A 14232-nucleotide genomic window follows, 5' to 3' on the forward strand; every position below is an offset into this window, starting at 1 on the left:
GGCGTCAGGCTACCGATCGGCCAGGAGGACCCGTGCCGCGTCGGCTGGGGTGTCGACCAAATGCACTGCACTCGCCATGCGTCGGTCGTTTGCTAGCCCTTGAACTGCCGGCCAGACGGGGACGTCGTGCTGCCAGTGCTGGGTCCCGACCAACACGAGCGGTGGAAGCGGGCTACCTTCTGGCGCGTAGTACAGCGGCGTGATGGCCTGGAAGATCTCCTGCGCCGTTCCGGCGGCACCCGGGAGCACGATGAGCCCAGCGGTACACCGCTGGGTCAGGAGGTCTTCGCGCAGCGCGTTGGAGAAGAACTTCGCGATGCAGGAGGCAAACAAGTTGGGCGGTTCATGGCCGTAGAACCACGTCGGGATGCCCACGCTGCGGACCTCTGCGGGCGGGATTTCGTGCGGCGCCACCTGGTCGCGTACGTCCCACGCCAGGGTCGCCCAGCGGTCGATGGAGGGGCGAAAGGTGGGCACGGCCCGCAGACTTTCCAGCGCCTGGTCGAGGGCGTCTGTGGTGCGGCAGAGGGCGCCAAGGTTGGCAGCTTCCATGGCACCTGGCCCGCCGCCGGTAAGGATGGTCAGGCCGCTGGTCGCCAGGTGATGCGCCATGTGAGCCGCCTCGGCGTAGGCACTCGTCCCGCGCTCGAGGGCATGTCCACCCATGACTCCGATGACCTCCCGGCTGTCCAACAAGTCATCGATGGCGTCGGTCATGGAGTGATCGTGGATAGCGCGCAGCAAGGTGACGAAGACATCGCTGTTGAGGTGGGCCTGTTGCGACCAGGCGTAGGTGGCCGCATCCGGAGTGGAGGCGTAGCCGCCGGTGTGCAATCCGGCATACAACTCGGCGGGGGAGTACGGGTGGGCCCGGTACGGGTCGACCGGCGCGTCCGGATCGCTCGGAAAGATCGTGGCGCCTTGGACACGCAGATCGTGGTCAAGTTCGGGCGGCAGCGTTCCCCCGAGGACCACGAGACCGCGGCATCCGTGGGCCAGCAGTTGCTGGCCCTCCGGCCCGGTGAGGTCCAATCCCTGGAGGCGAAGTCCACCCAAGGCCCGACCCTGGCCGAGAACGTCACGTAGCTCCTCCAAACTCTCGATCTCAGATGTCGCCATCTCGTCCTCTCTCGCGGAACCTGTCGGGTAGGCATTCCTAGCCGATGATCTGCCCGGGCCTCGATCTGTGGCAGTTGTGGTGGAATGGGGGTACGGGGACGAACACATACATGCAGGGAGACTTGGCAATGGACTCGATCATCGCACCGTCACGACGGACTTTGCTTCTGGGCGGCACGGGCGCGGCCGCGCTAGGTTTCGCCTCACCGTCAGCGGCCTTCGCGGACAACGAAGGCAAGGGACGCAAGGGTTATGGCGCACCCTCCACCTCGACGACCCCGAGTTTTGTGGGCGGTGATGGTGGGCCGCGGCCGGGTGGATTGGTCGACAAGCACGGTTTCCCGCTACCCGGCGACCCGAAAGCGCTACCCAACTCTCGGGGAGCGGTCAGCGGTGCACCCGAGCGAGTCCGCAATGGCGTAGGCCGGGCACCGGTGTCGTTGCGCTCTGGTCCGGGCGCGACCCGGCTCGCCGCGTCGTCGGTTCCGAACTACCACGCCACGGCCTTTCCGACGATCGGTCCCGGCGCAGGGTTCTACGACCTCCGCGCGCTCCAATATCTCCTCCTGGCCGAGGGATATAAATCGAACTGGGAGACGTCGTACGGCGCCACGACGAAGGCATCGGTCACCGCTTACCAAAAGAAGAAGGGTTTGTCGGCGACCGGCACCGCCGACCCGAAGACCATCGAGAAACTTGCGGTCAACACGGGCAAGGGCGCGGTGAGTTACCGCGTCTACGCGATCCAGTCGCTGTTGCGCAAGCACGGCTATCAATTCCGGGATGGCAAGTCCGCGCCCGAGATGAGCACGAACTATGGGCCGCTCACGACGAAGTACGTCCGATGCTTCCAAGCCGGCCACGCCATCGGTCCCGACAACTTTGTGGGTTATTACACCTGGCGGACGCTGTTCGCGGCCAAGACATCGGGTCCGATGTACGCCTTGATGCAGTACCAAACGGGTGACGCGCAGTGGGCCAACTGTGGCCCGGTCTCGGCGGTGTCCTTGTTGATTCACCGCGGCGTCACGCCTCGCAAGTGGGTCTGGAATATCAGCCTTCGTACCGCTGCGGTGGAGGATTTCCGCTACAACGCCATGGGCGTACCCAACACCGCTGCGCGGGATAAGAAGGGCACCGAGTTCCCTGAATTCAGCAAGGCGTTTCCCACGTATGGGATCAAACCCACCCATGGTGGGATCAACGACACGATCGCCAAAGCCAAGGCGGGAATCGGGTCAATCGCTGGCGGTGACGCGCACACCTTGCCGTGGGATAACTATGTCAACGGGCCGGTGTCGCACTGGGTCGCCGTGCTCGGTTGGGACGGCAAGTACTTCCTGATGATGGACCCCATCACGAAGACCTCCGCTGACGAGATCCACCGGGTCACCGAGGCACAGTTGCGCAAGTACGCCTCCACCAACCCAGGTCACCCACAGTCCACTGCCGCAAAGAACTCGATCATCCTGCCCTGACGTCGGGGCCAGGTCAGATCCACCCGAGTTCGCGTGCTTTGCGCGCGGCGGCATACCGATTGTTGGTGCCGAGTTTGGCCATGGCTGCAGATAGATAGTTCCGCACGGTGCCTGGCGCGACATGTGCTCGTGCTGCGATGTCCTCGATGCTTGCCCCCTCAAGGGCCAGTTCGAGGACATCGGCCTCGCGGTCGGTTAACGGTGAGTCACCGGTGCCGATGGCCTCAGCGGCGAGTTCAGGGTCGACGTAGCGTCCGCCTGCGTGGACCCGGCGGACGACCTCTGCCAGGTTCGCCGAGGAGGTTGTCTTGGGGAGGAAGCCGCGTACGCCTGCCGCGAGCGCCCGTTTGAGATAGCCGGGACGGCCGTGGCTGGTCACGATGAGCGTTCCCGCTCCGGGAGTGATCGCAAGGATCTGCGAGGCGGTGTCGATGCCGTCGATGCCGGTGAGTTGAAGATCGATGACAGCGACGGCGGTCGGCTCGCCCGTCGCAGATCGCGTCTTCCACAGTTCGACGAGTTCCTCACCCGAGGCGACATGCGCCACGACGGAGAGGTCATCTTCGAGATCCAACATCGTGGCAAGTGCGGTCCTGATCAGTGTCTCGTCGTCCGCAAGTATGACCGGAATCATGTTCTCTTCCAATGGATTTCGAGACTGAAGGTGCTCGTCGAAGGATTGTGCGATGTCGTGAGAGCGGCGTCGGCCTCGGCCAGTCGTTCTGACAGCCCTGAGAGTCCGGAGTGCTCGCCCGGTGGCTGCCAGGCGCCATCATTGGACAAGGCCATTCCCGCCGGCCCGAGGGTGAGCGTGGCCGCAGTCGCCCTCGAGTGCTTCACGATGTTGGTGGTGCCTTCTCGCACAACCCAGGCGGCGACCTGATGAAGATCCGGGGGAACGGCATCGGTCGAACCCTGCAACTGTAGTTCGCATCCGGCGGCGAGCAGGAGTGACTTGGCCCCGTCGACTTCCTGGGCGAGGCTGGGAGCGCGATAGCCGCGGACTAGCCCGCGCATCTCTTCTAGTGAGCTGGCAGCAAGGGCCTTGACCTCCTCCATCTCTGCGGTCGCTTGATCGGTGGCGCCGGCTCGGGAGAGGGTCGCGGCGAGTTCACTTTTTACCGTGATGGCCGAGAAGCCACGACCGACGACATCATGGAGATCGCGCCCAAACCGTAGGCGCTGCTCGGCTGCGGCGAGTTGTGCCTCAAGGTCTTTCGTGCGCTCCAGGCTGGACATCAGGTCGAGGGCCCAGAGGGACAATCGCCCCGTGAGCAACATGAAGGAGGTTGCAGCGACAAGTGACACTGCGGTGAGGATTAGGTTGTCGCTCACGCGGCTAAAGGCTGCCGCTGACACCAGCGCCACACCGAGCGTGGTGCTCCAGGCGTACGGGTGGAATGCCAGTGCGACTAGCGTGATGACCATGGCGCCGAAGATCACGAGCATGCCGGAGCTCGCGAGAGTCGGCCCCTCGGGGTCCGTCAACAGCACGATGGCCACAGCAGCCCAGGTGGTGACCAGCACGGCGACGCAACCCCAGCGCAACCCGGTAGATCTCGCCCGTCGCTCTTGGCTGGCGAGCAGCGGCTGGGTCTCCAAGACGACGCAACCAGCGAATGAGGCAACGGCCAGGCCGATCCCAGCGCTCAGCCGATGAAGCTCAGCCCAGCCCCCAATCAGGATCGCCGCAGCAATGGCGATGATCGAAACCTGCAGCGTGACACGGGTATACAGCCGAAAACGTGCGTGGTGGGACAACTGGTCCCACCACGCACGCCACGTCATCATCCTCGGTCGTCCCACGTGAAGTAGCGCGTCGCGAGGTAGTAAGCGAGAGCGGCCCATACGCCCAGTGTGACAAGGGGTGTGGCCGCGGCACTGAAGGTCTCCGCCATCGTCATGGCGCCTTCGGACTTGGGCGTGCTGAACAGACGTCCCACGGAACCGAGCGCGGTCAGGTCGGAGATCGCGGCGAACGGAGTGAAGTCAGCGATCCGCTCCCAGCGCTCCGGGAGCACTGTGCGGATTGAGGACATTCCCAGGACCGCGATGGCCATGACGGGCAACGACGTGATCTGCGCTGCTTCGGCGTTCTTGGTCATGGCGCTCGTGGCGAGTGCGAGCAGCGTGAAGATGATGATTCCGAGCCCTACCGCGATGGCCAGGAGCGGAATGTTGACCGGACCAGGTGCACCCCCGAGGTACACCGCGGCGGCCACGACGGCGGCGCCAAGAACGGTCAACACTGCGCCGGGTACGGCCGGAGCGGTCTTGATCTCCCAATCTCGCGCCTCACCCGTTCGAAGTCTCTTCAGGACACCCTCGCCTCGTCGGGTCGTGACCATGGACAAGACGGAGTAGTACTGCACGAAGAGCAGCGCCGTGAGAGCAAAGATCTCAAACGTGACGGCCACCAGAGATGCGCTCGTCCCGGACTCATTTCGCCCCACGAAGAAGGTGAAAAGCGGCAACGCGATGGGGAATACGGTGCCCATGTACAGCAGGGTCTTGTTCCGACGGAACTGTCTGGCCTCCGCGGTCGTGAGGGCGCGTAGGCGATGGGGCCGGCGTACGGCGGTGGTGGTCATCAGGAACCAATCTGAGCGTCGAGGAGATCGCCGTGCGCATCGGAGTCGGCGATTGAGAGGAAGACTGACTCCAGCGAGGCAGCGCTGGCTTTAAGGCCACCGAGCGCCACCTGGTGCTGGTGTGCCCAGGTGAGCAGCTCGCCCAGATGCTGTTGCAGGTGGAAGGTCTCAATGCGCACCCGTGCTTGGGCATCGATGGTGGCGTCCCGTAATTCGGGCAAGGGCAGGCCGGGATGGTCGAAGGCGATGGTGGCGGGGTGTCGCTCGACCAGCTCCCGCAGCGTTCCCTCGGCGGCGACCTCGCCGCGGTGCATGATGGAGATGCGATCACACAACGCTTCGGCCTCGTCGAGGTAATGAGTCGTCAGCACCATCGTGACGCCGGATTCCTTCAGGGCAGCTAGCAGTTGCCAGGTGGCGCGCCGGTTCTCCGGGTCGAGGCCGGTCGTGGGCTCGTCAAGGAACAACAGCTGCGGCTGCCCGATCAGCGCACAGGCAAGGTCGACCCGGCGAGACTCTCCGCCAGACAGCGAGCCGACCCTGACATCCGCACGTTCACTCAAGTTGACCTGAGCGAGCACCGTGCCGATATCCCCAGGATTGCTGCATGTTCCGCGCCACATTTCTAAGGTCTCGTTGACCGTCAATTCGGCTGGGAGGCCACCGGATTGGAGCATGATTCCCATGCGGGGGCGTACGGTCACGCGGTCCGCCACCGGGTCCAGACCGAAGACACTGACTGAGCCGGAGGTCGGTGCGGCCAGTCCCTCGAGGACGTCCAACGAGGACGTCTTGCCTGCGCCGTTGGTGCCAAGCAGGCCGTATACCTCGCCGGGCGCGATGCTCAGGTTGAGACCTCGGACCGCTTCATAGGCGGAGTCCCCACTGCCATAGGTGCGGCGCAGTTCATGCGCGGTGATGACGGCCTCGGGCGCGTCATGTGTCGTGGTATCCGTGGAGTGCATAGACACCATTTTTGACGACCGGTAGGGCTGCCACTAGTGCCGCGAATCACCTGTATTCGCAAGGATTTCCTGGGTCATGCATGACAAATGTGTGCGGTCAGGGTCGTGACGAGAGCACTACGACGACTATGGCCAAGGCGGTCGCGACAAGACCACCTCCCACCGCGAGTGCACTGTAGGAGAACTGCTCGATGATGACGCCTGCCAACGCACCACCAGAAGCACCGCACAACCCCATCGTGAGGTCGGAAACGCCCTGGCCAGAAGGACGCTCGTGAACTGAGAGCGCACTGGTGAGCATGGTGGACCCTGACACCAAGGTCGCGGACCAGCCGAGCCCAAGGAGAAAGAGCGCCCCTGTGAGGCTGGCGGACATGCCTTCGGCGGTCGTGGCGGCCAACGTGCACGCGGTCAGGAGGAGCGCTGTGCCCCCGAGGGCAACCGTTGGGCCGCCCAGCCGATCCACAAGCCAACCCGTGATGGGGGAGAAGGCGAACATCCCCAGGATGTGGACGCTGATGACCAAGCCGATGAGTTCGAGAGACGCGCCGCCGTGGTTCATGTGTAGGGGAGTCATCACCATCACCGACACCATGACGGTGTGGCCGCCCGCCATGGTGAGCAGGCCGAGAAGCGCGCGCGGCTGGGTACGCACGGATCTCATACCCGTACGAAGGGAGGTCGGTGACTTGGTCTGAGCCCCCTCGCCAGCTCGCGCCAGAATCAGCGGGTCGGGTCGTAGTCGCCAGGCGACCACACCCGCGGCCAAGAGGAACCCGATCAACGAGAAGACGAAACTCCCGGTGAGCCGTGGCAAGTCGAGGGCGTCCGAGACGGATTCCGCAGGCCCAACCAGATTGGGGCCGGCCACCGACCCGAGGGTGGTGGCCCATACCACGATGCTGATGTCGCGCCCCCGTCTCTCGGGTCTGGCCAGGTCAGCGCCGACGTACCGGGCCTGATTGCTCGAGGTCGTGGCCGCGCCGAACAGCAGACTGCCCACCAGTAGCAGCGCAAAAGAGGAGATATGGGCCGCAGCGATGATGACGAGGGACCCCACGGCTGCCAGGAGATAGCCGAGGATGAGTCCGGGGCGTCGACCGCGCCGAGCCATGAGGTGGGCGACGGGGATAGCGAAGAGGGCGCTGCCGAGAACTTGTGCGGTCGACCCCAGTCCGCTGGCTTGCTCTGATCCTGAAATGCGCAGTGCGAGGAGTGCCATGACGGCGAGCCCACTGGCCACGCCAACGCCGCCCATGACCTGGGAGGCGACCAGTGTGGTGACCGTACGGCGTTGGATGCTCTCCCACTCGGTCGCCGTTGGAAGGGTCTTGGTCACCGAGTCAGTATGGCCCTCTGGGTCCCCCCACCACCCTGAGTCGGCGTGTCCTGCTAGTTCGACGCGCCTTGCACTAGCGCGACACGCCGACTCAACGCGCTTGGCGACGGCGAGGGAGGCGCTGGAGCACCCGGCGAAGGCCCGTACGCCGAGCGACCCGGCGCAGGGACCGCGCCACGCTGGCGCCGACGATGACACCCAGGGCGATCGCGACCATCATCCCGGCCGCGAGGAGCAAGGCGTCGGCCGCCGCGCGCGGGTTCGTTTCGTACTGCGTCAGGGACAACAGGCTGAGTGAGCCGGGGACCAGGAGCCAGAAGCTGGGCAGGAAGACGACAACCCGCGACAGGTGTGGCCGCAAGAACTCCACCACGCTGGATCCCAAACTGGCCGCGACGCCGCCGAGGAAGGCGCCCGCCCACGCAGACCCAAGCGGCCCCTGGCCGAAGGCTTGGGTCGCCGCGGTCAGAGCTATTACGCAGAGCACCCACGGAACGCTGGGCAGGGGGACGGACTCCATCAGAGCAATACCGAGGGTCACCGCAAGAACGCCCAGAGGGAGGGCCCACCACCCGAACTGATCGGCTCGCGCCGTCGTGAGTTGCGACATCGGGGGTTGTAAAGCCAGGACCGCACCAGCAACACCGACGGCGAACAACAACAGTTGGGTGGTGCCGAATGCCAGTCGTGCCGAACCGGCCACCATGGCGCCTGCGGCGAGTTCGGACAGCCCAGTGACCATGAGTGCGCCGGGCAACAGCACCGCCAACGGTGGTAGCAGGGCGCGTAACGGCCCGTCTACCCACCCGAGATCGGCTGCGGCGAAGGCCAGGAGTGCGACGGGCAAGGCTGCGATCAGGGGCAGCAGGGTGCTGATAGTTCGCGATTTTCCTGCCAGCACGATCAGCGAGGTGACGAGTGGGCTGACCACCAGCGCGAAGACCACCGAGGTGAGGGCAGGATGCAGGACCAGAGCGAGGCCAGCCGACACCAGAAATCCGCCGGCATAAATGCCGACCAAGGAGTAGCGATGAGGGCGGCGGCGCAGTGTCCGCAGGCGCTGCAGCGCATCTTCCGGAGCGAGTCGACGGCTGAGCAGACCGACCTCGATCTCCGTCACCTCGGCAAGCTGATCCAGGCGCAGGCCCCCTTCAACCGCCTCGAAGGTCGCGGGCTCACCGGGACCGAGACGTAGCCGAACGCTCGTGGGCGCAGCGTCCACCTGAGCGTCGGGATATCCGATGCGACCGGCCACGGTGCGCAGATCGTCCTCGACCTCGTGCGCGGGCATACCCCCAGCAGCGAGTCCAGTCGCGAGATAAATCAGCAGCAGACGCGCGGTGTCCTCGCTGCAGGAGCGGGTCATCGCCGTCGAACCGTCAGTCACGTACCAAGTATGGCGACTTACTCGTCGCAGACACGGCAGGATGGCGAGGGTGACGTACGACGAGATATATCGGCAGAGCATGACCGACCCGGAGTCCTTCTGGTTGGAGGCAGCACGGGAGGTGTCCTGGATCAACCCGCCACAACGCGCGCTTGATGCCAGCAAACCGCCGTTCTACCGATGGTTTCCCGACGCCCAGCTCAACGTGTGCTTCAACGCCCTTGACCGGCACGTGATTCACGGCCGGGCTGACCAGGCGGCGCTTATCTATGAGAGCCCGGTCACCGGGAGCAGCAAGGTCATCACGTATGCCGAACTGCTCGACCAGGTCGCGCGGGCTGCGGGACTGCTGCAGGCGCTTGGGGTGACCAAAGGCGATCGGGTCGTGATCTATCTACCGATGATTCCGGAGGCGGTGGTTGCCATGTTGGCGTGCGCGCGTATCGGCGCCGTGCATGCCGTGGTTTTCGGCGGATTCGCCCCGGGAGAGCTCGCCGCACGGATCGACGACGCGCAGCCCAAGGTGGTGATTTCGGCTTCGTGCGGGGTGGAACGGACCCGAGTGGTGCCATACAAGCCACTGCTGGATGAGGCCATTGACCGGGCCGAGCACCCGCCGCAGCACTGTGTCATTGTGCAGCGGGACCAGCTTCGTGCCGAACTCGGGGAGCGGGATCTCGACTGGGCGGTGGCGACCAAACCCGGCACGGTGCCACCTGCCGCGATCGTGCCTGTCGCGGCGACGGACCCGCTCTATGTGCTGCACACGTCGGGCACGACCGGAAGGCCCAAAGGCGTTGTACGCGACTCTGGCGGCTACTCGGTTGCGCTCCGGTGGTCTATGACCAACATTTTTGGGGTGAAGCCAGGGGAGACGTGGTTCACCGCCAGTGACGTCGGATGGGTCGTCGGTCACTCCTACATCGTCTATGCGCCGCTGCTCACCGGGTGCACGACAGTGCTCTTCGAGGGCAAGCCGGTCGGGACACCCGATGCAGGGGAATTGTGGCGAGTGGTGGCCGAACACGATGTGGTGGCGATGTTTACCGCGCCGACTGCGGTGCGCGCGGTGAAGAAGGAGGACCCGGATGGCGAACTGCTCGCGCTCCATGATGTCTCCTCACTCCGGACCCTCTTCCTTGCTGGCGAACGGCTCGATCCGGACACCTGGGAATGGGCCACCGAGCGGCTTGGCATCGACGTGGTCGACAATTGGTGGCAGACCGAGACCGGGTGGCCGATTGCCGCGAATCCGATTGGTATTGAACGGTTCCCGATCCGTCCAGGTTCAGCGACTCGACCGTCACCCGGCTACGACGTACAGGTTCTTAACGAGCAGGGATCGCCGGTCGAGAGAGGTGTTGAGGGTGCGGTATGTCTGCGCCTGCCAATGCCGCCTGGGACGCTTCCCACATTGTGGGGCGACGACGACCGGTATGTCTCCTCCTACCTCTCGGCCTACGACGGCTACTACTCCACCGGCGATGGTGGCTACCTGGATGAGGACGGTTACCTCTGGATCATGGGGCGGACCGATGACGTGCTCAACGTCGCCGGGCATCGACTGTCCACCGGATCGTTGGAGGCCGCGCTCGCGGGGCACCCGCAGGTCGCCGAATGTGCGGTGATTGGCGTACGGGACGAACTCAAGGGTCAGGTGCCGCGCGCGATGGTCGTGCTCAAAGGAAGTGTCGAGTTGGATGATGCGGCGATAGAGCAGTTGCGGGCCGAGTTGGTCCAGCGGGTACGCGACGAAGTCGGTGCGGTGGCGGCGCTAAAGCAGGTCGACGTCGTGACCGCCCTGCCGAAGACCCGTTCGGGCAAGATCCTGCGCAAGACCATGCGACAGATCGCCGACGGCGACGAGGCATCCGTCCCCGGCACCATCGAAGACGTGACCGTTCTTGACGGGTTGCGGGCCATCCTCACGCCGAGCGAGTAGGACCTGCGCGGGTCGATCCGAAACCTACTCCGCTCGAGCAGGAACCTACGCCGGTCGAGCAGGCGAGCCCCCAGGGCGAGCCGTGTCGAGACCAGCAACGTCAGGCGCCGCCTGGAGAACGCCGAATCCGGTGTCCCACAGCCGATCTGCAAGGTCAAAGGCAGCAACCGCCAAGGGAGCCAGTCGAGTCCCGGGGGTGACCTCAGTTGGCGTGAAGCGCACCAAGTCGCCGTGCGCCCCGGGGCCACGTTCCAACGTGCCGACTGGGTCGGTGGCATCGTTGGCAACCTGGAGGTGGTGCTGGTCGCCGGCGACCAGGACGGACTCAGTGTCGAGCGAACTCGTCGTGGAAGACATGGCGTACGCGGCGCCGGAGCGCTGCGCGTCTGCAGCAGGCACGAGCAGCGTCTCGACCTCGGCAGCGGTGACGCCCAGATCGTGACCGTCGACCAGCAACATGTGCAGCCAGTGCATTGGAAGGTCCGGGACACCCCGAGCAATACGACTCAATCCACCGGTGAACCGTGGATTCAGCTCAGTTGGTCGAAAGCCATCCTTGGTGAGAATGCCGTCAATACCGAACCCGCCTCTGTACGCATGCTTTTGCCTCAGGTGGCGGCCCACTCGCCGAGCAACCTCACGCATCTCGTCTCGATCGGCCGGTGCCGGATCCCAGCCGGTGCTGATCCCGCCGTAAACGAATTTGCTCGCGTCCGGACGGCGCAGAACCAGGAGCTCCACCGGCCGAAGGACGGCGATCCCGTCGGGCAGCACGATGCCGTGGATCGAGCAAGGGACTCCTTCAAGAAAGGGCATGATGCGGGCCTGGTGACTGACCGGCAGCAAGGCGTCGTATGCGGCCCGCGCCTGGGCCTGTGTGCGGACTTGGAAGACCAGGTCCGCGCCGCCGTTCATGCCAGCGCTTGCATCCGCGGACCACACCGTTCCATGACCGCTGTCGAGTCGAGCAGCGAGACCCTGCAACGGTTCCCATGCGCACTGAACGACACCTTCCGGTGCGCTGGCGATCTCGCATTCTGTCCAGAGTGCCCGGCTGAGGGTTTTGTCCTCCAACTGCTCGAATGCCATGGGCCGCCCCCCGATGGTGCTGCGCTCCAGAAAGCGCCCAGCTCGTCCAGCGAAGCCGCTAATGACCACGACCGCGCGGCGGTCGGGATCGAAGGACTCGACGGCCGCGCGCACCACCGCCGGTGGGTCGTTGACCAGACGAGCGGCCATGGCGATCTCGTCGGCGACTGACTCCATTGTGCCAAGGTCAACCTCGGTGCACGTCACCCCGGCGCCTGTGGGCGGCGTACCGGTTCCGCGCGTCAGACCGATCACCAAGACGTCGTCGCACCCGTATCGTCTCACCGCGTCGGCCATAGGAACCGCACCGACAAGAGCGGTGCACAGGATGACGACCCGCTTGCCGCAGACCAGGTCTCGGGCCGCCTCCTCGACGGCCGCGATCACGGTGGGTGTACTCACAGCGGGCCCTAAAGGCGAGACGCTTCGCACGTGAAGCCGTGCGCGCGCAGACGCTCGATGAGCACCCCACCCAGAGCTGTCGCGGGAGTCAGAACGCCGCCAGTCATGCCCGCTGGAAGAGGGCAGCGGTCGCGCTCCAACGCCAGTGCGAGAGCGCTCTCGCCAAGCATGATGCTGGTTGCGGCATAACCCGGATCCCCTTGTGCCGCAATGGTGCTGCGGTAGCGGGAGTCGTCGGCAGCCGTCGTGTAACAGTCCATCCGGAAGAAGCCGCGGTCGCGCTTGCGACCACTTGGTCCCTCGCCGGGTGCCGGTACGACTTTGTCGACCAGTGAGCTGAGGAACGGCAAACTCATAGCAGCGACGCCCGCGCCGAGACCGGCGGCAATGGCGTATGCGGTGGCACTGCCGACCGCGCCATCGCCGGTACGCATCACTTCGCGGTAGCGAAACTGCCGTCCATAGCGGTGCCCGGCTAGCGCATTACTTCGGCGCACGACGCGCGTGTTGTAGGTCGCCATGATGAACGGAGCGACCCAGGAGCGCGTCTCGTCCGAATAGCGCACTGCCGCGCTGTCCTTCCACTCGCCTTGAGGCTCGGCGTTGCGGTCAGGGCTCAGCGCGAACTTGTCGAGAACGACCCGACGCAGTGAGGGATCTCGGGTGATCTCCTCGACCTGGTGACGGGCCGAGGCGACGGTGCCCCCGGAAAATCCGCCCTTGAGGGTGGCATAGGTGGTGGTTTCGGTCAGGGGACCTGCGCCATCCGCTTCAGCTTGCTCGGCGGCCATCAGCACGGCGAGGTCGGAAGGAATGGAGTCATACCCACACGAGTGGACGATGCGGGCGCCGGTCTGTTCAGCGCGCTGCTGCGCCTGGTCAATTGAGCGTCGGACGAAGAGCACCTCACCGGTGAGGTCGACGTAGTCGGTGCCGGTATCGGCGCAGGCAGTGACCAGGGGAAGCCCGTAGGTGGCGTACGGCCCCACCGTCGAGATCACCACCTGTGTCTGCTCGCACATTGCGCGTAGCGAGGCTGGGTCGGACGCGTCGGCCGTGATGACCGGCCACTCGGCTGCCCTTACGCCGAGCCGGGCGCGGGCCTGCTCCACCTTGGCGGCGGAGCGCCCGGCCAGGCCGATGCGTACGCCGTCAGGAGCATGCTTCACCAAATGCTCGGCAGTGAGGCGCCCGACGAATCCGGTGACTCCAAAGAGGACGAGGTCGAGTTCGCTCATGCTGGCCAGTCTGCTTCCTCGGCGGTCATTCCCGCAGCCTAGTTCTAGTCCGCGGATGCCGACCACCGCCCAGCGTGACCATGGTTTGTCGCCGATCGGGCCGGTTGAGTAGTCCCCTCCCACGTCGGTCGAGTAGCCCCATCTCACGTCGGTCGAGTAGCCCCATCTCACGTCGGTCGAGTAGCCCCATCTCACGTCGGCCGAGTAGCCCCATCTCACGTCGGTCGAGCCGGTCGAGGCGTGAGCCGAGGCCGTGTCGAGACCCGTGGTGGGGTGGTCTCGATACGGCGGGTCACTGCGTTCCCGCCTACTCGACCGGCGTTGGCTCTGCTGGTCTCGACGTGGCGGGGGTCTCGACAAGCTCGACCGGCGTTGAGGTGGCTTAACGCCGGTCGAGGCGTTAGCCGAGACCGTGTCGAGACCCGTGGTGGGTGGTCTCGATACGGCGGGTCACTGCGTTCCCGCCTACTCGACCGGCGTTGAGGTGGCTTAACGCCGGTCGAGGCGTGAGCGGAGGCCGTGTCGAGACCCGTGGTGGGTGGTCTCGATATGGCGGGTCACTGCTTTCCCGCCTACTCGACCGGCGTGAGTTCTGCTGGTCTCGATGTGGCAGGGGTCTCGACAAGCTCGACCGGCGTTGGGTTTGACCGGCGTGAGACTCGACCGACGTGGGCGTTTGTGT

11 protein-coding genes are annotated in these 14232 nt (G+C 65.2%); 2 read left to right on the forward strand and 9 right to left on the reverse strand.

Annotated elements, in window-relative coordinates; genetic code table 11:
* Window positions 1-9: 9 nt before the first annotated feature.
* On the reverse strand, window positions 10-1119 hold the full coding sequence (locus tag F562_RS0103670) for an LOG family protein (protein ID WP_018155577.1): 1110 nt from the start codon (window positions 1117-1119) through the stop codon (window positions 10-12).
* Between the two features lie 128 nt (window positions 1120-1247).
* Here F562_RS0103670 and F562_RS0103675 point away from each other — a divergent pair, with 128 nt between their 5' ends.
* Complete coding sequence (locus F562_RS0103675) at window positions 1248-2597, forward strand: peptidoglycan-binding domain-containing protein (protein WP_018155578.1); 1350 nt, start codon at window positions 1248-1250, stop codon at window positions 2595-2597.
* A 13-nt stretch (window positions 2598-2610) separates the two neighbouring features.
* On the opposite strand, the gene F562_RS0103680 is transcribed toward F562_RS0103675, so the two are convergent.
* From F562_RS0103680 to F562_RS17955, 6 genes are all read right to left on the reverse strand, one after another.
* Entirely contained in the window at window positions 2611-3231 is a 621-nt protein-coding gene (locus tag F562_RS0103680; protein ID WP_018155579.1) for a response regulator transcription factor, read from the reverse strand.
* Entirely contained in the window at window positions 3228-4388 is a 1161-nt protein-coding gene (locus F562_RS0103685; RefSeq protein WP_018155580.1) for a sensor histidine kinase, read from the reverse strand. Before F562_RS0103685 ends, F562_RS0103680 begins: the two co-directional genes overlap by 4 nt.
* A complete protein-coding gene (locus F562_RS0103690) occupies window positions 4385-5188 on the reverse strand; it encodes an ABC transporter permease (protein WP_018155581.1) in 804 nt (267 codons plus the stop codon). Before F562_RS0103690 ends, F562_RS0103685 begins: the two co-directional genes overlap by 4 nt.
* A complete protein-coding gene (locus F562_RS0103695) occupies window positions 5188-6153 on the reverse strand; it encodes an ABC transporter ATP-binding protein (protein WP_018155582.1) in 966 nt (321 codons plus the stop codon). The genes F562_RS0103690 and F562_RS0103695 overlap by 1 nt, the downstream gene beginning before the upstream one ends.
* A gap of 97 nt (window positions 6154-6250) precedes the next feature.
* Window positions 6251-7492 (reverse strand): MFS transporter, encoded by a 1242-nt coding sequence (locus tag F562_RS0103700; protein ID WP_018155583.1) that lies wholly within the window; start codon window positions 7490-7492, stop codon window positions 6251-6253.
* Between the two features lie 91 nt (window positions 7493-7583).
* The gene (locus tag F562_RS17955) at window positions 7584-8879 is read right to left on the reverse strand and encodes a threonine/serine exporter family protein (RefSeq protein ID WP_018155584.1); all 1296 of its coding nucleotides are present in this window, start codon (window positions 8877-8879) and stop codon (window positions 7584-7586) included.
* 40 nt (window positions 8880-8919) lie between these two features.
* Here F562_RS17955 and F562_RS0103710 point away from each other — a divergent pair, with 40 nt between their 5' ends.
* Window positions 8920-10821 carry an acetate--CoA ligase gene (locus F562_RS0103710; protein ID WP_026180973.1) on the forward strand — a complete coding sequence of 634 codons (1902 nt, stop codon included), beginning with the start codon at window positions 8920-8922 and terminating at the stop codon, window positions 10819-10821.
* Between the two features lie 45 nt (window positions 10822-10866).
* On the opposite strand, the gene F562_RS17960 is transcribed toward F562_RS0103710, so the two are convergent.
* Both F562_RS17960 and F562_RS0103720 read right to left on the reverse strand, forming a co-directional pair.
* Window positions 10867-12312, reverse strand: coding sequence for a hypothetical protein (locus F562_RS17960; RefSeq protein WP_156822504.1), 1446 nt, complete (start codon window positions 12310-12312; stop codon window positions 10867-10869).
* Window positions 12313-12320: 8 nt separating this feature from the next.
* Entirely contained in the window at window positions 12321-13550 is a 1230-nt protein-coding gene (locus F562_RS0103720) for a saccharopine dehydrogenase family protein (protein ID WP_018155587.1), read from the reverse strand.
* Between the last annotated feature and the right edge of the window lie 682 nt (window positions 13551-14232).

This window comes from Demetria terragena DSM 11295, assembly GCF_000376825.1.
Taxonomy (GTDB): Bacteria; Actinomycetota; Actinomycetes; order Actinomycetales; family Dermatophilaceae; genus Demetria; species Demetria terragena.